17 protein-coding genes are annotated in these 21,232 nt (G+C 67.2%); 11 read left to right on the top strand and 6 right to left on the bottom strand.

Annotation, left to right across the window (positions count from 1 at the left end):
* Nucleotides 1-17: 17 nt before the first annotated feature.
* On the top strand, nucleotides 18-1,298 hold the full coding sequence (serS, locus tag LFT46_RS00935) for a serine--tRNA ligase (RefSeq protein ID WP_236821029.1): 1,281 nt from the start codon (nucleotides 18-20) through the stop codon (nucleotides 1,296-1,298).
* 88 nt (nucleotides 1,299-1,386) lie between these two features.
* Here the strand turns inward: serS and LFT46_RS00940 are convergent, their stop codons facing one another.
* Complete coding sequence (locus LFT46_RS00940; RefSeq protein ID WP_236821030.1) at nucleotides 1,387-2,382, bottom strand: hypothetical protein; 996 nt, start codon at nucleotides 2,380-2,382, stop codon at nucleotides 1,387-1,389.
* A gap of 286 nt (nucleotides 2,383-2,668) precedes the next feature.
* Here LFT46_RS00940 and LFT46_RS00945 point away from each other — a divergent pair, with 286 nt between their 5' ends.
* Both LFT46_RS00945 and LFT46_RS00950 read left to right on the top strand, forming a co-directional pair.
* A complete protein-coding gene (locus LFT46_RS00945; protein ID WP_236800558.1) occupies nucleotides 2,669-3,556 on the top strand; it encodes an HAD family hydrolase in 888 nt (295 codons plus the stop codon).
* A 67-nt stretch (nucleotides 3,557-3,623) separates the two neighbouring features.
* Nucleotides 3,624-4,208, top strand: coding sequence for a histidine phosphatase family protein (locus LFT46_RS00950; protein WP_236800559.1), 585 nt, complete (start codon nucleotides 3,624-3,626; stop codon nucleotides 4,206-4,208).
* Between the two features lie 54 nt (nucleotides 4,209-4,262).
* On the opposite strand, the gene LFT46_RS00955 is transcribed toward LFT46_RS00950, so the two are convergent.
* Entirely contained in the window at nucleotides 4,263-4,862 is a 600-nt protein-coding gene (locus LFT46_RS00955; RefSeq protein ID WP_236821031.1) for a hypothetical protein, read from the bottom strand.
* A 152-nt stretch (nucleotides 4,863-5,014) separates the two neighbouring features.
* A complete protein-coding gene (locus LFT46_RS00960; RefSeq protein WP_236821032.1) occupies nucleotides 5,015-7,252 on the bottom strand; it encodes a catalase in 2,238 nt (745 codons plus the stop codon).
* A gap of 185 nt (nucleotides 7,253-7,437) precedes the next feature.
* On the opposite strand from LFT46_RS00960, the gene LFT46_RS00965 reads away from it, so the two are divergent.
* A complete protein-coding gene (locus LFT46_RS00965) occupies nucleotides 7,438-9,864 on the top strand; it encodes a phosphoketolase family protein (RefSeq protein WP_236821033.1) in 2,427 nt (808 codons plus the stop codon).
* An 8-nt stretch (nucleotides 9,865-9,872) separates the two neighbouring features.
* Here the strand turns inward: LFT46_RS00965 and LFT46_RS00970 are convergent, their stop codons facing one another.
* From LFT46_RS00970 to LFT46_RS00980, 3 genes are all read right to left on the bottom strand, one after another.
* Nucleotides 9,873-10,664: a DUF429 domain-containing protein gene (locus LFT46_RS00970; RefSeq protein ID WP_236822103.1), complete on the bottom strand. Its 792-nt coding sequence runs from the start codon at nucleotides 10,662-10,664 to the stop codon at nucleotides 9,873-9,875.
* Between the two features lie 7 nt (nucleotides 10,665-10,671).
* Entirely contained in the window at nucleotides 10,672-12,015 is a 1,344-nt protein-coding gene (locus LFT46_RS00975; RefSeq protein WP_236821034.1) for a carboxylesterase family protein, read from the bottom strand.
* A gap of 212 nt (nucleotides 12,016-12,227) precedes the next feature.
* A complete protein-coding gene (locus tag LFT46_RS00980) occupies nucleotides 12,228-12,716 on the bottom strand; it encodes an inorganic diphosphatase (RefSeq protein WP_018762663.1) in 489 nt (162 codons plus the stop codon).
* A 156-nt stretch (nucleotides 12,717-12,872) separates the two neighbouring features.
* On the opposite strand from LFT46_RS00980, the gene dacB reads away from it, so the two are divergent.
* The 7 genes from dacB (at nucleotide 12,873) to folP (ending at nucleotide 21,230) form a co-directional block, all read left to right on the top strand.
* Nucleotides 12,873-14,369, top strand: a complete 1,497-nt coding sequence (dacB, locus tag LFT46_RS00985) for a D-alanyl-D-alanine carboxypeptidase/D-alanyl-D-alanine endopeptidase (protein WP_236821035.1) — start codon at nucleotides 12,873-12,875, stop codon at nucleotides 14,367-14,369.
* 90 nt (nucleotides 14,370-14,459) lie between these two features.
* Nucleotides 14,460-15,635, top strand: a complete 1,176-nt coding sequence (locus LFT46_RS00990) for a zinc-dependent metalloprotease (RefSeq protein WP_236822104.1) — start codon at nucleotides 14,460-14,462, stop codon at nucleotides 15,633-15,635.
* A gap of 105 nt (nucleotides 15,636-15,740) precedes the next feature.
* Nucleotides 15,741-16,799, top strand: coding sequence for a tRNA lysidine(34) synthetase TilS (tilS, locus tag LFT46_RS00995; RefSeq protein ID WP_236822106.1), 1,059 nt, complete (start codon nucleotides 15,741-15,743; stop codon nucleotides 16,797-16,799).
* Nucleotides 16,800-16,829: 30 nt separating this feature from the next.
* A complete protein-coding gene (hpt, locus tag LFT46_RS01000) occupies nucleotides 16,830-17,381 on the top strand; it encodes a hypoxanthine phosphoribosyltransferase (RefSeq protein ID WP_102977004.1) in 552 nt (183 codons plus the stop codon).
* Nucleotides 17,382-17,566: 185 nt separating this feature from the next.
* Nucleotides 17,567-19,627 carry an ATP-dependent zinc metalloprotease FtsH gene (gene ftsH, locus LFT46_RS01005; RefSeq protein WP_236821036.1) on the top strand — a complete coding sequence of 687 codons (2,061 nt, stop codon included), beginning with the start codon at nucleotides 17,567-17,569 and terminating at the stop codon, nucleotides 19,625-19,627.
* Between the two features lie 9 nt (nucleotides 19,628-19,636).
* Entirely contained in the window at nucleotides 19,637-20,281 is a 645-nt protein-coding gene (folE, locus tag LFT46_RS01010) for a GTP cyclohydrolase I FolE (protein WP_236821038.1), read from the top strand.
* A 10-nt stretch (nucleotides 20,282-20,291) separates the two neighbouring features.
* Entirely contained in the window at nucleotides 20,292-21,230 is a 939-nt protein-coding gene (folP, locus tag LFT46_RS01015; protein WP_236821040.1) for a dihydropteroate synthase, read from the top strand.
* The last annotated feature ends 2 nt before the right edge of the window (nucleotides 21,231-21,232 follow it).

The following is a 21,232-nucleotide window of genomic DNA, read 5'->3' on the forward strand; positions in this document are numbered from 1 at the left end:
TTGGATACCCTTGTCTGGTGATCGACGTAAAAGACCTCAGCGAAAACCCGGACAAGTACCGTGCCAGCCAGCGTGCCCGTGGCGCGGACGAATCAGTGGTGGACGCGATCATCTCCGCGAATTCCGCCCGCCGCGAGGACCTGCTCCGCTTCGAGAACCTCCGCGCCGAGCAGAACGTGTTCGGCAAGAAGGTGGCCAAGGCCAAGGGCGAGGAGAGGCAGGCCCTGCTGGCCGAGGTCAAGGAGCTGGCCAACTCCGTCAAGGCCGCCTCCGCCGAGGCCGATGCCGCCCAGACCAAGCAGGAAGAACTGCTGCGCACCATCCCCAACCTCGTTGAGGACGGCGTTCCCGAGGGCGGCGAGGACGACTACGTGGTGGTCAAGACCGTCGGCACGCCGCGCGAATTCCCTGACTTTGAACCGCGCGACCACCTGGAGATCGGCGAGCTGCTTGGCGCGATCGACATGGAACGCGGCGCCAAGGTTTCCGGCGCCCGCTTCTACTTCCTCAAGGGCGTTGGAGCGCGGCTGGAGATGGCGCTGCTGCAGATGGCCATGGACCAGGCCATCGAGGCCGGCTTCGTCCCGATGATCACGCCCACCCTGGTGCGTCCGGAAACAATGCAGGGCACGGGCTTCGACGTGAAGCACGACGCCGAGATCTACCGTCTCGCCGAAGACGACCTTTACCTGGTGGGCACCTCAGAGGTGGCACTCGCCGGCTACCACGCGGACGAGATCCTCGACTTCTCCGCCGGTCCCATCCGCTACGCAGGCCAGAGCTCCTGCTACCGCCGCGAGGCCGGGTCGCACGGCAAGGACACCCGGGGCATCATCCGCGTGCACCAGTTCAACAAGGTGGAGATGTTCATCTACACCACCGTTGAAGAGGCTGCCGCCGAACACCAGAGGCTCCTTGCCTGGGAAGAGGAGATGCTGGCCAAGTGCGAACTGCCCTACCGGGTGATCGACACCGCGGCCGGCGACCTGGGCATGTCCGCTGCCCGCAAGTACGACTGCGAAGCCTGGGTCCCTACCCAGGGCGCGTACCGCGAGCTGACCTCCACCTCCAACTGCACCACGTTCCAGGCACGCCGGCTGAACATCCGTGAACGCATCGTCAATGCGGAGGGCGTTGCAAAGGGCACCCGCGCCGTGGCCACCCTGAACGGCACCCTGGCCACCACCCGCTGGATCGTGGCCCTGCTGGAGCACCACCAGAACGCGGACGGCTCGGTCAACGTGCCTAAGGCACTCCAGAAGTACCTGGGCGGCCTCGAGGTGCTGCCGGTCCTGTAGGGCGGTCTCTTCTTCGCGGTGCACCCGCAACTGGACGGTGCACCCTTGAGCGGACAGTGCACCGCCGAGTTCGGGGGTGCACTGTCCGTTAGCGGGTGCCCGGTTGCCTGCTCCGGCTGCTTGGCAGCCCTGCCTGCCGGAGGCATGCTGCAAAGCGGACAGGGTTCGACGCCGTTGCCCAGTCCCACCTGACAACCCGGAAACCTGCCGCCCGAAGCCTGTCCTCGCGTTTCTTTTCCGCCAGCACGGCCTGGCGGGCTGTTCGAGTGCCCAGATATTCATCATTGAGGTATTTGGCGTCGCCGTCGAACTCGCCAATGAGCCGGTACTTGGGCCAGAAGAAGTCGGTCCGGGCGAGCAGTGAACCTTCCTGCAGGAACTTTGCCTGGAGCATGGGGGCCGGAAAGCCGAGCAGATGCATCTGGGCGCGGCTGAGCGATTCACCAGCCGACTCTGACAGCGGCGATGCGAAGTCGAGCACCTGTGCCACCCAGTTCCGACGGGCCGCTGATTCGAGCGTGAAGGCCGTTCTCAACAGTTCGTCCTTGCCAAGTGGGGGCCCGGATACTCGCCGACTGCTGATCGCATGATCCGCCAACACCACTCCTGCCGCGAAGTCCTCCGTCGCAATGACGCCAGTGACTGTTTCCGCAAGAGGGGTTACCAGCAGCCCTCCTCGTTGGACTGCTGCTGCGTTCGCGAAATGCCGGTGGATGCCGTAGGCGGTGATGTGTTCGATTCCTGTTTGTCCGGACCTGTCACGTGCCGCGGACGTTGTTGGTTTCCTGCGGCCCGTGTGGCCTCTGGTTGCCCCGGAGAGGTGGATGTATGCAGGCACGGCGAGAAGTTCCAGGTCCCATATGACAGCGGCCGTGTGCAGGCAGAATGTCGATTGCGGGAGCTCCAGATCTACCGCGCGGACGGTCTGGACGTATCTTTCCCATGGCGGCAATGACACCCATGCACGTTTCTCGGCATAAACACCTTTGCGGACACGGACAAGTTCACCCTGCGCGTAGCGTCTACTGAGTGAACGGGCGTCCCCCGTGGTGCGGCGGAGGTCCTGCGCGGAGATCAGGTGCATGCCCTTATCGTCACCGGCCAATGAGTGGCCGTTGAAGGGGCCGGTTGGTGCATGTGGACAACTAGGCAGCTCATATTCGCACCGGCTGATGGACGTTGCACCGGCGCGTTCGGGGGTGTGGTGTCCGCGGGCGGGTGCGTACCGCAGATGACGGCGCTTCCGCGAGTGGCCGCACGCAGCCGCACGCAGCCGCGCGCATGTGGAAACCCGCCGAGTTAACCAACAGTTCAGTGAACCTGTGGTCCCCGTCCTAGCGCGTGTCAGTTACGTCTGGTTCACTATGTGGATGACAACGCTGACTGAAACCTCAGTCGCCGGCAACGATGACCGGCGAGAGAACAACGAGAACAACGCCCTGAACAACATCGAGTTCACCGCTATCGACCAGAAGTTCATGGTCGCGCTGGACGTGGACGGCACACTGGTGAACCATGACGGCCACATGTCCCCGGGTGTCCGGGAGGCCGCCCAGGCAGTGGTGGCCGCCGGGCACGAGGTGATGATCGCCACGGGCCGCTCCTTGAATGCCACGCTTCCCATTATCGAAAAGATCGGGATCGAGCGCGGATATGCGGTTTGCTGCAATGGCGGCGTGACCCTCCGGCTCCACCCCGAACTGGAGAATGGCTACGAGGTGATCCACAAGGCCACCTTTGATCCGGCCCCGGCCCTGCGCGCCCTGCGTGAACGCCTCCCGTCCGCCAAGTATGCGCTGGAGGACGCCGACGGCAACTTCCTGTCCACCGAGCGGTTCCAGGACGCCAGCTTCGGCGTCGAGGCGGTGGGCGTGGACTTCCACACCATGCTGGAGTCCACTGCCGTCCGCGTAGTGGTGTTCAGCACCGAGAACACGCCCGAGGAGTTCACCGAGGCCATCAACCACGTGGGCCTTGCGGGAGTTACCTACTCCGTGGGCTGGACCGCGTGGCTGGACATCGCGGCCGCAGGCGTGACCAAGGCCAGCGCCCTGGAAAACCTCCGGGTCCGGCTCGGCTTCGAAGAGCACCTCACCGTTGCCGTGGGTGATGGCCGGAACGACATCGAGATGCTCACATGGGCCGGCCGCGGGGTGGCCATGGGTCAGGCCCCGGCGGAGGTGGTGGCCGCAGCGGATGAGGTCACCCACTCAGTGCACGACGACGGCGCCGCCCACGTGCTGCGAAGCCTCCTCTGAGTCGCCCGGCGACGAGGCCCGCTGCCGCGATTCCGGTCCCGGCCCCGGGCCAAGGCAGAATAGGGGCATGACCCTTACGACGTTCGCCCTCGTCCGCCATGGCCAGACCGACTGGAATGCCGAGCGCCGGCTGCAGGGGGCAACCGACATCCCCCTCAACGACGTTGGACGTGGCCAGGCGCGTGAGGCCGTCGCCGTCCTTGCCCCGTACGAGTGGGACGCCATCGTTTCCTCGCCGTTGAGCCGCGCCGCCGAAACAGCGGACCTCATTGCCGAAGGGCTCGGGCTGACAGTATCCCGGCGCGTCCCGGAACTCACGGAGCGCAGCTTCGGCCCGGCCGAAGGAATGCAGGCCGGACCGGAGCTGGACGCCCTGCGGGTACCCGGCGGATTCAAGGGCGCCGAAAGCGAAGACGAGGCCGCAGACCGCGGAATCGCCGCACTTGAAGCCCTGGCGGAGGAGTTTCGCGGGCAACGGCTCCTGGTGGTCACCCACGGAACCCTGCTGCGTGTCACGCTCAGCCGCGCCATCGGCCAGACCCTGGCCAGCGTGGACAACGCCGTACTGAACCTGGCGCACCACCACGCGATCGACGGGTGGAAGCTGGAGTACTTCAACGGCGAGCCCGTGATGGCGGCAACCGGCAGCTAAGGGTCCAAGGGCCCCAAAAACAGATTGCGACGGCTGCCCCCGGCGGGGGGGCGGTCAGCCCACCGCCAGGACCAGCGCCAGCAACCGGGCAGCCGCGGGCCGGGCGGCATGTTCCTCATTCCACTGGGCCCGCGCGACGGCCTTGCTGACGGCCTGCGTGGTGATGCCCAGTTCCTGCGCCACCGCTTTCTGCTGGCCGCGGACTCCAGGTGTCAGCAGGTCCAGTACCCGCCATTCTGCCCCGGAGCGGTCCCGCACGATGTGGCCCAGCAGCCGGAGGATAGCCTCGGCATCGTGGGCAACATCGGCCAACGGTCCCTCCACCGCAACCGGTACCCGCTCCTTGCTGTTGCGGAGCCGGTCCACCGCCCGGCGGGCGTAGACCAGGCCGTGGCCGGATGCGTCCTTGATCTGGTTGGGCAGCGGTTCATCCACCGGCCCGGCCCCGATACCCACGTACCAATGCCCGCTGCGGAGCGCGATCAGGGCGGCATCCACCGCCTGGTGCGGGCAGTCGACAATCCCCTGGACCTCGTCCTCGACGGACCTGTCAAAATCCAGGCGCGCGGGGATGTGCCGCAGTGCCTTGAGCAGCTGCGGAACCTGGTCGCCGTCGCGCCGGCTGTCCGTCTGGTTGATGGTGAGGGTGAACATTCTGGGTCCACACTACCCGGAAGTAGGAACTGCGAAACGGCCTGTTTCGCGCGCAGGCGCCTCGCCGGGCACTGGCGGAAATGACGAGGGGCCCGCATCACGTTCGATGCGGGCCCCAGCCAAAACCAGCGGAGCGGAAGGCCGGTGCAGGCCTACTGCGCCGCGGAAGCGGACGCGCCTACCCCGGTCGCCGGGAACCTGTCCCACGCGCGGTGCGCGGCAAGGAGTCCGGAGACCTCGGCGGTGACTTCGGCCGCGCTGTCCCCGGCAGCGATGCCAACCGTTTCCTGCCGGATGCCGATCGCCTCGAGGACGGCAGAGCCGGAGCCCCACACGCCAATGGCCTTGGCGTGGCGGTACGCCTCGGACAGCATGAGCGCGACGCGCGGATCCGGGGTGTCAACAGGCTCCCCGGCCTTGGCGTCGCGCCCGGCGGTGGCGTCAGGCGCGGACTGTTTGCCTCCGGCGACGATCAGCGCGTCGAACTCGGTGGACCGCGCCGTAAGGAAGGTCCGCTGCACCGTCACCGAAAGCCCGTCGGAGGAAAGCACGCCCCCTGTTGGTGCGATGACCAGCGGGACCATGCCTTCGCCGTCGAGCGCCTTGCGGGCCGCCTCCACCTGGGCCAGGTCGCTGGAGGAATCGGCAAGGATGCCCACCACGCGGCCGGCAACCGGCCACGTTTCGCCCACCTGGGACACAGCCGGGCTTGGTTCCCGGTCCGGGACCTGCTCCGTCGCATCGGGGGCCGGCATTCCCAGGCCCGCGGCGACGGCGGCGCAAAGCCCGGCATCGATGTTGGCCAAGGCCTGCAGCTGGCGTTCGCGGACGGCGGTCTCGAAGCACTTGCCGAGCTCGAACGTGTACGCCTGGATCACGTGGTCCTGCTCCACCGCGCTCAGGCTCCGGAAGAACAGCCGGGCCTGGCTGTAGTGGTCATCGAAGGAGGCCGGGTTGCGCCTTTCCTTGATGGACTCCGCAACCGCCTCGGGCACGTCCACGAACGCGCCCATGTCCTGGCCGGCCAGGAACGGGCACCCGCCGTCCAGGGAGTTGGGCCGGTACGGTGCAACACCGGCATGGACTGCCGTCTGGTGCATGCCATCGCGCAGCATGTCGTTGACCGGAGCATGCGGCCGGTTGATCGGGATCTGCGCGAAGTTGGGCCCGCCCAGCCGCGAGATTTGCGTGTCCAGGTAGGAAAACAGGCGCACCTGCAGCAGGGGATCGTTGGTGACGTCGATGCCCGGCACCAAGTGGCCGGGGTGGAAGGCCACCTGCTCCGTCTCGGCGAAGAAATTGGTGGGGTTCGCGTTGAGGGTCATGAGTCCGATGGGCTGCACCGGCGCGAGTTCCTCGGGGACAAACTTGGTGGGGTCCAGGAGATCGATGCCCTGGAACATCTGGTCTTCGGTATCCGGGAAGGTCTGGATGCCCAGTTCCCACTCCGGGAAGGCCCCCGCCTCGATGGCGTCAGCAAGGTCGCGCCGGTGGAAGTCCGGGTCCATGCCGTTGATGATCTGGGCTTCCTCCCAGACCAGGGAGTGCACGCCCTGCTTGGGCTTCCAGTGGAACTTCACCAGCGTGGTGTCCCCGGCGGCATTGCTGAGCCGGAAGGTGTGGACGCCAAAGCCTTCCATGGTCCGGTAGGACCGGGGGATGCCGCGGTCGGACATGTTCCACAGGGTGTGGGCCTGTGCCTCGGTGTGGAGCGACACAAAGTCCCAGAAGGTGTCGTGGGCGCTCTGGGCCTGCGGAATCTCGCGGTCCGGGTGGGGCTTGGCCGCGTGCACCACATCCGGGAACTTGATGCCGTCCTGGATGAAGAACACAGGGATGTTGTTTCCCACCAGGTCGTAGGTGCCCTCATCCGTGTAGAACTTCGTGGAGAACCCGCGGGTGTCCCTGACTGCGTCCGCAGAGCCCCGCGAGCCAAGCACGGTGGAAAACCGGACAAACACCGGCGTCTCGACGTCCGGGGCGAGGAAGCCGGCGCGGGTGACCTTCGAAGCCGTCCCGTACGAACGGAACACGCCGTGCGCCCCGGCGCCCCGTGCATGGACAACACGCTCCGGGATCCGCTCATGGTCGAAATGGGTGATCTTTTCACGCAGATGATGGTCCTGCAGCAGAATGGGGCCGCGCGCACCGGCCTTGAGGGAATGATCCGTGTCCGGCAGCCGCAGCCCTTGGGCTGTGGTCAGGTATTGGCCCGACTGGGCGCGTGCGGTGGCTGGGGCACCGGTCGGGCTGCCGGTTGGGGACACGGCTTCGGGACCCCGTTGGTCCGGTTTCGGCGGCAACGGCTCCCGCGGGGTGGTGGGCTCTTCAAGCGCCGGAGGTTCACTGGACGGAACTCCGGGAATTACAACGTCGTCTTCGGCTGGCATGTTTCGATCTCCCCGCATTCGATGGTCCCAGCCCCGCCGCAGCGGAAGCTAAGCTTGCTTACTACCCTACAGGTGGCCAGGGGCAGCAAGACAAGGTTCGACGGCGGGGGTTGCCTGCCTGCCCCTTCATCTGTTGCGATGGGGGAACGGCCGCCTGCAGCGGCACACCCGAGGTGAGGATGGTTATGGCCGGCAGCGCAGGGCACGATGTAAAGCCGCAGGACGAGACGCAGCAGGAGGACCTTCCGCAGGAGGAACTGGACCTCGTCGACAAGTGGTGGCGGGCGGCCAACTACCTTTCGGTGGGGCAGATCTACCTCCGCTCCAACCCACTGCTGCGCGAGCCGCTGCAGGCAGAGGACACCAAATCCCGCCTGCTGGGCCACTGGGGCACCACTCCCGGGCTGAACTTTGTCTACGCGCACCTGAACCGCGTGATCCGCCGCGACAACCTCGAGATGCTCTTTGTTGCCGGTCCCGGCCATGGCGGCCCCGCCGTCGTCGCCAATGCCTGGTTGGAGGGAACGTACTCCGAAATCTATGCGCACGTGGGCAATGACGAGGCGGGCCTTCATGAGCTGTTCCGCCAGTTCTCCTACCCCGGCGGCATCCCCAGCCATGCGGCCCCCGAAAGCCCCGGCTCCATCAGCGAGGGCGGCGAGCTCGGGTACTCCCTGGCCCACGCCTACGGATCGGTGTTCGACAACCCCCAGCTGGTGACCGCCGTCGTGATCGGCGACGGCGAGGCCGAAACCGGGCCGCTCGCCGCCAGCTGGCACTCGCACAACTTCCTGGACCCGGCGGCGGACGGCGCGGTCCTGCCCATCCTGCACCTCAACGGCTACAAGATCGCCAACCCCACTGTCCTGGCACGGATGCCGCAGGACCAGCTGGAGCAACTGCTGCGCGGCTACGGCCATGAGCCGTACTTCGTGAACGTCGCGGACCCGGACAACACAGAGCAGGCACACCGTGATTTCGCCGCCGTGCTGGACCGCTGCCTGGCCGGGATCAAGGCCATCCAGGACGCCCACCGCCAGGATCCGGCCGCCGAAAAGGCGGGGGAGGGCGGGCACCGCTGGCCCCTGATCGTCCTGCGTTCCCCCAAGGGCTGGACCGGGCCCCGCACCGTGGACGGGCTGCAGGTGGAAGGCACTTGGCGCGCCCACCAGGTGCCGCTGTCCGAGGTCCGCACCAACGGCGAGCACCTGAAGCAGTTGGAGGAGTGGCTGGAGTCCTACCGGCCGGATGAACTGTTCGACGGCGACGGCCGCCTCCGGCCCGACGTCGCCGAAGGCGCGCCCACGGGTGACTTCCGCATGAGTGCCACGCCCCATGCCAACGGCGGCGTGTTGCGGCGCGCGCTGAAACTGCCCGCGTACCAGGACCACGCCGTCGAGGTCCCCACTGCCGGCGTCGAGCGCGTCAGCCCCATGGTGACGCTCGGTTCCTGGATGCGGGACGTCATCGCCCAGAACATGGAGAACTTCAGGCTGTTCGGCCCGGATGAGACGGCGTCCAACCGGCTGCAGAACGTCTACGAGGTTACCGACAAGGTGTGGCAGTACCGGATTGACGACGTCGACGAGCACCTTGCGCGCTCCGGCCGGGTCCTGGAGGTACTGAGCGAGCACCTGTGCCAAGGCTGGCTGGAGGGCTACCTGCTGACCGGGCGGCACGGGGTGTTCAACTGCTACGAAGCGTTCGTGCACATCGTGGACTCCATGTTCAACCAGCACGCCAAGTGGCTGAAGGTATCCCGCGCACTGCCCTGGCGCCAGCCGGTGCCGTCGCTGAACTACCTGCTGTCCTCCCACGTGTGGCAGCAGGACCACAATGGGTTCTCGCACCAGGACCCGGGGTTCATCGACCACGCCGTGAACAAGAAGGCGGAGGTCATCCGGGTCTACCTGCCGCCGGATGCCAACACCTTGCTTTCGGTGATGGAGCACTGCCTTGCGTCCACGGACTACGTGAACATCGTGGTCAGCGGCAAGCAGCCCTCGCCCACTTGGCTTGGCCCGGCTGACGCCGCCAACCATTGCCGCCGCGGCCTGGGGATCTGGACGTTCGCCGGTTCCGAGGTGCCCGGGGAGGAGCCCGACGTCGTCCTGGCCTGCGCCGGTGATGTCCCCACCGTGGAGACCGTGGCGGCCGCCGAACTGCTCCGCGAAGGTGCGCCTGGGCTCAAAGTCCGCGTGGTCAACGTGGTGGACCTGATGCGGCTGCAGGACGAGAGCGAGCACCCCCACGGCCTGCCCGCCCACGATTTCGACGGGATCTTCACGCCGGACAAGCCCGTCATCTTCGCGTACCACGGCTACCCGGCGCTGATCCACCGGCTGGCCTACAAGCGCACCAACCAGCAGGGCCTGCACGTGCACGGTTATAAGGAGGAGGGGACCACCACCACGCCGTTCGACATGGCCATGCTTAACGGAATCGACCGCTTCACCCTGGCCGTTGACGCGATCGACCGGGTGCCGGGGATGGCCGAGAAACACTCACTCCTGCGCCAGGACCTGCAGGACCGGAGGGCCCGTGCCCGCGAGCACACCCGCACCCACGGCGAGGACCCGGAGGAGATCCGGAACTGGAAGCTGGGCGGCTAGTTCTCCCCTCAGCAGGGCAGTTCGTCCAGGGTGCAGGACGGCAGGTGGATCCAGCCTTCGCTGCGGGCTGCGGCGGCGTGGGCGGCGTCCGGCAGGAGCGTACGACGGCGGGCCACGGCCCGGGCGGCAAGGGCGGCGATGACGGCGTCGAACAGGTCGTCCGAGGCTGCCAGCCTGTCCCGGTGACCTGACAGGTCCAGCCATGGTGCCTGCTCTTCCAGCGAAGCGAGCAGGACACCGAGGCGCTCGGCTTCGGGGATGCCGCGGCCCTTGTAGCCGCGGCCATTGAGGCCCCAGATCTTCAATGATGCCGCGGGGTACACCTCGGCGAGCCGGCCTGAGCCGTCGCGCGGCTGCGGGCCATGGAGCCCGGCGATCTTCGCCTGGATCACGGCGCAGCGCATGGCGGGATGCGCCAAGCGATCGGCGGACACGCTGAGCGGGATCAACCCCGTTTCCCGGGTGACGAAGCGGTCGGTGTCCCGGTAAGCCAGCAACCGCCGGCCGGCGATCCCGTCGTGTTCCAGGACCGGTGCGGCGTCGAAGTTCAGGTGCCCGGTCAGGAAGGGGATCAGTGCGTCCGGCCAGCCGACGGGACAGTCGACGCCGGTCATGTCACAGGTGCCGAACAGGTCCACAATCTCCTGGTCGTCCACGTCCAGAGCCAGGTGGGCGAGCCTGGCGGACGGCTGCGTGCCGGCCTCCGCGGCCTCCCTGGCCTCCGGGTGCCGGTCCCACTCGATCACGGCGACCGCCGTCTTCTTCGTTGCGGCGGCCAGATCCACACCGAGGGTCCTCATCGGCCTGTCAGACACGGCGGTAGTGGAGCGCGTCGTCCACCACGCCGGCTTCACCCAAGTCATCCCCGCGGGCAAAACCGGCCCACAATGAGCGCACTGCCCGCCCGGTCATATCCACTTTCGCCCAGTCGGCCCCGGCGATCAGTCCCACGCCGTCCCACGTCTTCTTGCTGCCGAGCAGCAGGGGCAGGTCCACGGTATGGGCGGCGCCAAAGATGTTGCCGGGCGCATGCCAGTCCAGGACATAGCGGTGCACTTTTCCGCCCGCCTTGGCATGCCGGCGCGCAAACTTCCGGGTTGCCCGACCGTACACGGTCTCGGTCACCAGCCAGTCGATGGCCCGGACGGCCGCGGGACCCACCACGGGAACTCCCGCCAAGCGCATCAGGCGCGGACTGCGGGGGAGGAACAATCGGGCCTCCTCCGAGGTATGTCCGATCAGGACTTCGATGGCAGGGGCAGTCCGGTTCCAGGCCGCCTCTATTTCGGACTCCTCGGGGAGCGGATCGTGGCCGTACTGGGTGCCGAACGGCATGGCCGCCAACATGCCGAACTTCTTGGCCACTTGCGTAACCTGTGCTTCGAGAGCCACCACATCCATGGCGGGCGTCTGCTCCGTGACGCCGTCGGCCGCGATGCCCATGGCGTGGTTCATCTTGGCCCGGCCCCGGGTAATGCCCAGCGGCGCGCTCTGGATGACGGCGCGCTGGAAAAGTGTGGGCGCCTCCGGCGTGGCCATCAGGTGGGCGATCGCATCGCCCCCGGCGGACTGGCCAAACGCGGTGACCCGGCCGGGATCGCCGCCGAAGGCAGCGATGTTCCGCTGCACCCAGCGGAATGCCTCGAGCTGGTCGAGGAGCCCCAGGTTGCCGGGACGCCCGGCAGGCGTCGCCAGGAACCCGAACAAGCCGAGCCGGTACGTCACCGAGACCACTATCACCCGGTTCTCGGCCACCAGCCGGGCGGGATCGAAGATCGCCAGGTCACCCGATCCCGTGGTGTAGGAGCCGCCGTGGATCCAGACCATGACGGGCAGCTTTTCGTCCCGAGAGAGATCGCCGGGCATGGTGATCGACAGGTTCTGGCAGTCCTCGCTGCCGGGAAGCTCGCCGTACTTGGTGCCCAGGACATCGTCCAGGAACGGGACCGGCGCCTGCGGGCAGGCGGGCGAGAGGGACGTGGCGGCGAATTCGGCGGTCCAGTCCGGCACTGGCGCCGGCGGCTGGAACCGTTGTGCCCTGGCGTAGGGGATACCGGTGGCACGAACAACCCTGTCGTCGCGCCATCCGCTGACGGGGCCGCAGGGCGGGTGGAACAGAAGCTGGGAGGTCAGCGCGGGCTCGGAACTCACAGCCCCACCATGCCACAACTTCCTGAAACAACGACGGCGGGTGTCCGGCTTCGAAAAGCCAGGCACCCGCCGTCGGACTGGTGTGAAGGGTGGGTGGGCCCACGCCGTCAGGGTTCCCTGACCGGGCGAAGCGAGGTTAGGGCCTCGGTGGGTGGGCCCACGCCGTCAGGGTTCCCTGACCGGGCGAAGCGAGGTTAGGGGGACGGTGGGGACTAGTGTCCGGTGGGCACGTAGCGCTTGATGGATGCTTCCAGTTCGGCTTCCGCGGCGGCGCGGTCGCCCCAGCCCTCGGCCTTGACCCACTTGCCCGGCTCGAGGTCCTTGTAACGGGTGAAGAAGTGCTCGATTTCCTTGATCAGGAACTCGTTGACGTCGCTGACTTCCTGGATGTGGTCAAAGCGGGCATCCACGGGGACGCAGAGGATCTTGGCGTCTCCGCCGCCGTCGTCCGTCATGTTGAAGACGCCGATGGGGCGGGACTCGACGATGACGCCGGGGTGCAGGTCGAAGTCCTGCAGGAGCACCAGTGCGTCCAGCGGATCGCCGTCCTCGCCGAGGGTGTTCTCGAAGTACCCGTAGTGCGTGGGGTACTGCATGGAGGTGAAGAGGACGCGGTCCAGGCGGACGCGGCCGGTCTCGTGGTCAACTTCGTACTTGACGCGCGATCCCTTGGGGATCTCGATGGTCACGTCGTGCTTCATGGGAATGCTCCTCGGCAATTGCAGGGGGTGCGCGGCACACTTGACGGGCCCACAAAAAGGAGTGTCGGTGCCGCCGACTACAATTGAGGATATAGCGAGAGGCCCTGGAATCAGGAACTTGTGGGGAAATTTCAGGACTTGAGGACCAGCACCAGCATGACCAAATCAACCGGCGGGGAACCGTTGCGCAGCCGTCGGTCCAGCCGCGGGGGAGGCCCGGGCCAAAGTCCGCGCAAGCCTTGGCCGCTGGCGCTGGCGGCCCTGATCCTGATCGTCCTTGCCATCCCGGGAGCACTGCTGGTGGCCCCGGGCTTCAAAGGCCCCGAGGCTCCCGCACCCGCCCCGGCGCCGCCCGCCTGGCAACAACCACCCGCCACGCTTTCCGCCCCCCAGGTGCTTGCCCCGCTCCAGCCCTCCGCCCCGGTGCCGGTGCCCTCAGCGGTGAGCGCCCAGGTGGACCCGGTGTTGAAGGCTGACGGCGGCGGAACCTTCACGGGCATGGTGCAGGACGCGCTCACGGGCCAGGTCCTCTTTGACCGCGGCGGCGAGGACGGCCGGGTGCCGGCGTCGAACCTTAAGCTGCTGACGGCGGTCACGGCGCTGCGAACTCTGGGTCCCGACCACCGGTTCAGCACAAAGGTGATTCAAGGCCCTGCCCCGGGACAGGTGGTGCTGGTGGGCGGCGGCGACGTCCTGCTGGGCGCCGGGGAGTCGAAGCCGGAACAGGCGATGGGCCGCGCCGGCCTCGCCACTCTTGCCGCAGCCACCGTGCAGGCGCTGCAGGCCACCGGCACCACGGGTGAGATCAAGGTGCTGGTGGATGACTCCCTCTTTACGGGACCCGCGCTGAACCCCAACTGGCAGTCCGGCGACGTGGAAGCCGGCGAAATCGCCCCGCTGTACTCGCTGGCCCTCAACTCCGCGCGCTTTGACCCCGCCGTCACCACCGGCCCCCGTCCGCAGGACTCCGCCATGGCCGCAGGCCAGGAATTTGCCGCCCGGCTCGGTGCGGCAGGTGCCGGTGCGGGGCTGACCGTGGCACCCGCCGTCGAACGTTCACCCGGAGGCTCCCAAGCCAACGCTGCCGTCCTCGCCGCCGCTGACTCCGCCACGGTGGCGGAGCAGGTGAACCTCATGCTGCAGGTCTCGGACAACTATCTGGCCGAGACCATGGGCCGGATGGCCGCGGTAGCCACTGGCCGGCCGGGCAGCAACGACGGCGCCACTGCGGTGGTTGCTGCCGAACTCGGAGCCGCGGGCTTGTCCTCGGACACCATGAAACTCGTGGATGTGTGCGGCCTGGCCATGGGCAACCAGGTTCCGGCCCGGCAGTTCACGGACGTGGTGCGCGCCATTACCACCGGTGCCGATGCCAGGCTTCGCGCCGCTTTGGACGGCTTCCCGGTTGGGGGCTTGTCCGGCACCCTGGACACCCGGTACGGGGACGCCACCACCTCCGGCGGCGCTGGGCTGGTGCGCGCCAAGACGGGGACCTTGAACACGGTGCTGGCGCTGAGCGGCTATGTGGTGGACGCTGACGGCAGGCTCCTGGTGTTCTCGTTCCTCGGCAACGGCCTGGTGCCAGGGGCGGCCGGCAACAAGGAAGCACTGGACCGGGCGGCCACGGCGCTTGCAGGCTGCGGCTGCCGCTAGCACTGTCCAGCGGCTGTTCAGCGGCTGTGGAAGTTCGCCGGTGAGCGAACTTAAGGACGATCCCCAGCCTGCTGTGTTCTGATGGGACTCATGGAGTCCACTGCGCGCGAGTCCGCATCGACGTTGTCCTCAGCTGCCCAGTCCAACGGGGCCCAATCCAATGGGGTCCAGTCCGACCAGGCGCAGGCCCTGATCAATTGGGACCTCGCTGCCTCCACCGCGGCGCGGCTGGCTCCGGCCGGCCCCGTGCTTGACGAAAAGGCCATCGGCGAGGCGGTGGACAGCCTGCGCCGCCTGGCGGACGCCTCTGTTTCGCACGTCCATGACATCACCGGGCTGGAGGCTGCACGCGACCTGCGTGACTCCTCCGTGCTGGTGGTGGACCGGGCATCGTGGGCCAAGGCCAACACCCAGAGTTTCGCGGTGATGCTCAAGCCTGCCATGCAGAAGATGCTGGACAGCCGGCGCGGGTCCCTGAGCCCCTCTGCAGCCAGCGTCAGTGGTGCCATCACCGGCAGCCAGCTGGGTGCGGTCCTGGCTTTCCTGTCCAGCAAGGTTTTGGGCCAGTACGATCCCTTCGCGGCGCTCGCGGAGAACTCCACGGCTCCCGCCGGCGGCCGGCTCCTGCTGGTGGCGCCGAACATCATCTCCGTGGAGCGCGAACTCAACGTCACTCCGGAGGACTTCCGGCTTTGGGTGTGCCTCCACGAGCAAACCCACCGCGTCCAGTTCGCCGCCGCGCCCTGGCTGCGCCACCATATGCTGGAGCAGATCGACAGCCTGAGCGGCCACCTCCTGGGCAACGTCGATTCCCTGATGGAGCGGGCCTCCGCTGCCGCCCGCTCCCTGAAGGACCGCTCTGCATCCGGGGACACGCCGCGCCGTGGTGCCATCCTTGACCTGTTGCAGGACCCCGAGGAAAAGGCCGCCATTTCGCACCTGACCGCGGTGATGAGCCTGCTGGAGGGCCACGCGAACGTGGTGATGGACGGCGTGGATGCCAGCATCGTTCCGTCGGTGAAGACCATCCGGCAGCGCTTCAACGACCGTGGCAAGGACCGCGGCATGGTGGAGAAATTCATCCGCAGCCTCCTGGGCCTGGACGCCAAGATGCGCCAGTACTCCGACGGCGCCCGGTTCGTCCGCGCCGTGGTGGATGTGGCTGGCATGGACGGATTCAACAAGGTCTGGGAGTCGGCGGACCACCTGCCCACCGAGCCCGAGATCCACGACGCCAAGCTGTGGCTTGAGCGGATGGGCCTCTGATTGCCTGACGCCAAGTTGCCTGAAGCGGCGCCCGCGCCTGCCGCCGTTCCCAGCGGACGACGCCGGCCCGGAAGGCTGGCGCCCGTCGTCGGCACTGCGCGCAAGATGCTGCAGGACGCCCTGGCGGACGCCGGTTATCCCCGCCACGTCCTGGTGGCCTGCAGCGGCGGCCCCGACTCCCTGGCGCTCGCCGCCGTCGCATCCTACTTCGCCCGCAGGGGCCACGTGAACGCACATCCGGTGACCGTGGGTGCCGTGGTGGTGGACCACCAGCTGCAGGATGGATCCGCTGACATCGCTGCCCGCACCGCCCAGGCACTGGAGGAGCTGGGCCTAGCGCCGGTGGAAGTCCGGACCGTCACCGTGGCCGGCACCGGCATGGGTCCGGAGGCCGCTGCGCGCGAGGCCCGTCACGCAGCCCTCGAAGCCGCCGCTGCGGAGCAGGGTGCGGAGGCAATCCTGCTGGGCCACACCCTTGACGACCAGGCCGAACAGGTACTCCTGGGCCTGGCCCGCGGCTCCGGCACCCGCTCGCTCGCCGGCATGCGGCCAGCCCGTGGCAGACTGCTGCGCCCCTTCCTGGGGCTCCGGCGCGCGGACACGGAGGAAATCTGCGCAGTGGAGGAGCTGGACCCCTGGCACGACCCCACCAACACCGATCCCGCGTTCGCCCGCTCGCGGACCCGCGTGGAGGTCCTCCCGCACCTTGAGGACAAACTCGGCCCCGGAGTGGCCGAATCCCTGGCCCGCACCGCCGCCATCCTGCAGCTGGACGCCGATTACCTGGAGGATGTGGCGGAAAGCACCTACGCCTCCCTGGTGGAGCAGGACAGCGACGGGCTGGGCCTGCCGGAGGAGGCCTTGCGCGCCCTGGCCCCTGCCATTAGGTTCCGGGTGATCGCCAAGGCAGCGGCCGACGTCGGCGGCCAACAGCCCAGTTACGAGCGCCTTTTGGCGGCGGAAGCGCTGCTGCGGCGGCAGGGTTCGGCCGGTCCGGTTGAGCTTCCGGGCGGCGTGAGTGTGTACCGCTTGTCGCTGGCGCAGCTGGAGGAATCGAAGGACGATGCGGGCACCGGCGCCGCGGGGGACGCCCCTTCCGTTCCCCGCGAACGCGCGCGCTGTGGGAAGCTAGTATTCCGGCCTCAAAAACCGCCCGCAAAATAGTCGCACCCCGCATCTAAACAGGAGCCATTGGTGGATTCAAACGACGTCCAGGCAGACCTCAAGCACGTTCTCTACACCAGGGAACAGATCCAGCAGCGCATCACCGAACTCGCAGCGCAGATCGACAAGGACTACGAAGGCCGCGAGATCCTCATTGTGGGCGTCCTCAAGGGCGCGGTGATGGTCATGGCGGACCTGGCGCGGGCACTGCACAGCCACATCTCCATGGACTGGATGGCCGTGTCCTCCTACGGCTCGGGAACCCAGTCCTCCGGCGTGGTGCGCATCCTGAAGGACCTGGACACTGACCTCATGGGCAAGGACGTGCTGATCGTCGAGGACATCATCGACTCCGGCCTCACCCTGTCCTGGCTCAAGACCAACCTGGAATCCCGCGGCACCGCCTCGGTGGAAATCTGCACCGCGTTCCGCAAGCCCACTGCCGCCAAGGTGGAGATCGACGTCAAGTACGTCGGCTATGACATCCCCAACGAGTTTGTGGTGGGCTACGGCCTGGACTACGCCGAGAAGTACCGCAACCTGGACTTCGTCGGCACCCTGGCCCCGCACGTCTACGAGTAACCCCAGGCCCTTCCGACGCCTTCGGTGCGCTGTCTGTCCCGCTACGCCCACAGGGAACTTTTGCTTTTCGCTATGCGTGATGTACTCCGGACGGTGTATAGCTAGAAGCTGACGCAGCACCATCACGTGCGCAGAGTACTCGCCGTGAAGCACTACCGGAAGGGACGGGGCCAGCCCCCGAACAGATGAAAGCTAAGAACTTCTTCAAAGGCCCGGGCATCTGGATCGTCGTTGTGGTCGGTCTGCTCCTTGTGGCTTTTGCAACGCTCGCCCCCGGCGGTGCGGCCCGGATCGACACGGACAAGGGCCTGGAACTGCTCTCCAGCAACAAGGTGGAGCAGGCCAAGATCTTCGACGGCGAGAACCGCGTTGACCTCACGCTGAAGGACAACCTGCAGGTGGACGGGCAGGACAAAGGCAAGAGCGTCCAGTTCTTCTTCGTGGATGCCCGCGCACAGGACGTGGTGAAGGCTGTCACCGACGCCAAGCCGGCCCAGGGTTTCACCGATCAGCCGATTGAAAGCAACTGGTTCTCCGGCCTGCTTTCCCTCCTGATCCCCGTCATCCTGCTGGGCGCACTCTTCTGGTTCCTCATGACCCGCATGCAGGGCGGCGGCTCCAAGATCATGCAGTTCGGCAAGTCCAAGGCCAAGATGGTCAGCAAAGACATGCCGCAGGTCACCTTCGCTGACGTTGCAGGTGCCGATGAGGCCGTGGAGGAACTCCAGGAGATCAAGGAATTCCTGCAGGAACCAGCCAAGTTCCAGGCCGTCGGCGCCAAGATCCCCAAGGGTGTGCTGCTCTACGGCCCGCCAGGTACCGGTAAGACCCTGCTGGCCCGCGCGGTTGCCGGTGAGGCAGGCGTACCCTTCTTCTCCATTTCCGGCTCTGACTTCGTGGAAATGTTCGTCGGCGTCGGTGCATCCCGTGTCCGCGACCTCTTCGAACAGGCCAAGGCCAACTCGCCCGCCATCATCTTCGTGGATGAGATCGACGCCGTCGGCCGGCACCGCGGCGCCGGCATCGGCGGCGGCAACGACGAACGCGAGCAGACGCTCAACCAGCTGCTGGTGGAGATGGACGGCTTCGACGTCAAGACCAACGTGATCCTCATTGCGGCCACCAACCGCCCCGACGTCCTGGACCCGGCCCTGCTGCGCCCCGGCCGCTTCGACCGCCAGGTGTCCGTGGAAGCGCCGGACCTGATCGGCCGCGACCAGATCCTGCAGGTGCACGCCAAGGGCAAGCCGATGGCACCCGGGGTGGACCTGAAGGGTGTGGCGAAGAAGACGCCCGGGTACACCGGCGCCGACCTCGCCAACGTCCTCAACGAGGCCGCTTTGCTCACCGCGCGTTCCAACGCCAACCTCATTGACGACCGCGCCCTGGATGAGGCCATTGACCGCGTCATGGCCGGCCCGCAGAAGCGCAGCCGCGTCATGAAGGAACACGAGCGCAAGATCACCGCCTACCACGAAGGCGGCCACGCCCTGGTGGCGGCGGCCCTCCGGAACTCCGCTCCGGTCACCAAGATCACCATCCTTCCCCGCGGCCGCGCCCTTGGTTACACCATGGTGGTCCCGGAAAACGACAAGTACTCCGTGACCCGCAACGAACTCCTGGACCAGATGGCCTACGCCATGGGTGGACGTGTCGCCGAGGAGATCGTGTTCCACGACCCCTCCACCGGTGCTTCCAATGACATCGAAAAGGCCACCGGCACCGCACGCAAGATGGTCACTGAATACGGCATGAGCGAACGCGTCGGTGCTGTCCGCCTGGGCCAGGGCGGCGGTGAACCGTTCCTGGGCCGCGATGCAGGCCACGAGCGCAACTACTCGGACCAGATCGCCTACGTGGTGGATGAGGAAGTGCGCCGCCTGATCGAGCAGGCCCACGACGAGGCCTACGAAATCCTTACCGAGAACCGCGACATCCTGGACCTGCTGGCCCTTGAGCTGTTGGAGCGGGAGACCCTCAACCAGGCCGAGATTGCCGACATCTTCCGCGACGTGCGCAAGCGCGACTTCCGCGAGGTGTGGCTGTCCAAGGAAACCCGCCCCGTCCTGGCAGGGCCGGTGGAGACCCGCCGGGAGCGGGCCGAGCGGGAAGCGCAGGAAGAAGCGAAGAAGGCCCGGCTGGACGAGCCGCTGGACGCCCAGCCCCCGCACCCGCAGGGCGTTCCGGAGGATGCACCCTTCAAGGGCGGAGTCACCGACTCGGGGCCCGACACCCTTCGCGGCTAAGCTTTCCCTGTGACTTCCTTCGACGACGACGACGTTCCCGCCTCCGCCGGATACCTGGCCCAGGACGGTTCCCACCATTCGACGAGCCACAAGGTGGACCGGCCACGGATCGAGGCGGCCGTCCGCGAAATCCTCCTTGCCATCGGCGAGGACCCGGACCGCGGCGGCCTCCTCGACACCCCCAAAAGGGTGGCGAAGGCGTATGCCGAGGTGTTCGCCGGGCTGCACCATGACCCCGCGGAAGTCCTGTCCACCACCTTCGACCTGGACCATGAGGAACTGGTCCTGGTCAAGGACATTCCGTTCTACTCCACCTGCGAGCACCACCTGGTGCCGTTCCACGGGGTGGCCCACGTTGGCTACATCCCCTCGCACGACGGCAGGGTCACCGGGCTGAGCAAGCTGGCCCGGCTGGTGGACATCTACGCACGGCGGCCGCAGGTGCAGGAGCGGCTCACCACAGAGATCGTCGAAGCGATGGTCCGCTACCTCAAGCCCCGCGGCGCCATCGTCGTTGTCGAATGCGAGCACATGTGCATGTCAATGCGCGGCATCCGCAAGCCCGGAGCGAAGACCGTCACCAGTGCGGTCCGCGGGCAGCTTCATGACCCGGCCACCCGTGCCGAAGCCATGAGCCTCATCCTCGGAAGGTAACCACAGACCCATGGATTCACTCGCTGCAGCCCCCGGAACGGGGCCCGCAACCTCCCCGCTGCCCATCCTCCGCAAGCCCCGCCCCGCCGCGCGCTTTGAAGACCTGCCCACCGGCCGGACCTTGGTCATGGGCATCCTGAACGTGACCCCTGATTCCTTCAGCGACGGCGGAAAGCATGCCACGGCGGACACCGCCATCGCGGCCGGCCTGCGGATGTTCTACGCAGGTGCGGACATCATCGACGTGGGCGGGGAATCCACCCGCCCGGGGGCAGACGACGTCAGCCCCGACGAGGAACAGCGCCGGGTCCTGCCCGTGATCGAGGCCCTGGTGAAGGCCGGGGCGCTGGTCAGCATCGACACCACCCACGCCTCTACGGCGGAAGCGGCCGTCAAGGCAGGCGCGGCCATCGTCAATGACATCTCCGGACTGAGCATCGAGCCCGAAATGGCCGAGTTCGTCGCAGCGTCCAAGGTGCCCTACGTCCTCACCCACCGCCGCGGCGACGCCCGCACCATGAACTCGCTTGCAGAGTACGCCGATGTTGCCGGGGAAGTGGTGGCGGAACTGGCAGGAGTGCGGGACAAGCTCTATGCCGCCGGAGTCAGCCCGGAACAGATCATTATCGATCCGGGCCTGGGCTTCGCCAAGAACGATGCCCAGAACTGGGAACTGCTGCAAAACCTTGACCAGCTGGACACCCTGGGCCACAAGGTCTTGGTGGGCGCCTCCCGCAAGCGCTTCCTGGGCACCCTGCTCACCGTGGCAGGAAAGGCCGGCGCTCCCGAGGAGCGGGACGGTGCCACGGCGGCCATTACGGCCATCAGCGCCTACCGTGGGGCCTGGGCCGTCCGGGTCCACGACGTCGGCTCGAGCCTTGACGCCGTCAAGGTGGCCGCGCGCATGGCGGCCGTACCTACGGCACCAGCCGTACCCAAAACGCAGTAGGG

It is taken from the genome of Arthrobacter sp. FW306-07-I, from assembly GCF_021800405.1.
Lineage (GTDB): Bacteria > Actinomycetota > Actinomycetes > Actinomycetales > Micrococcaceae > Arthrobacter.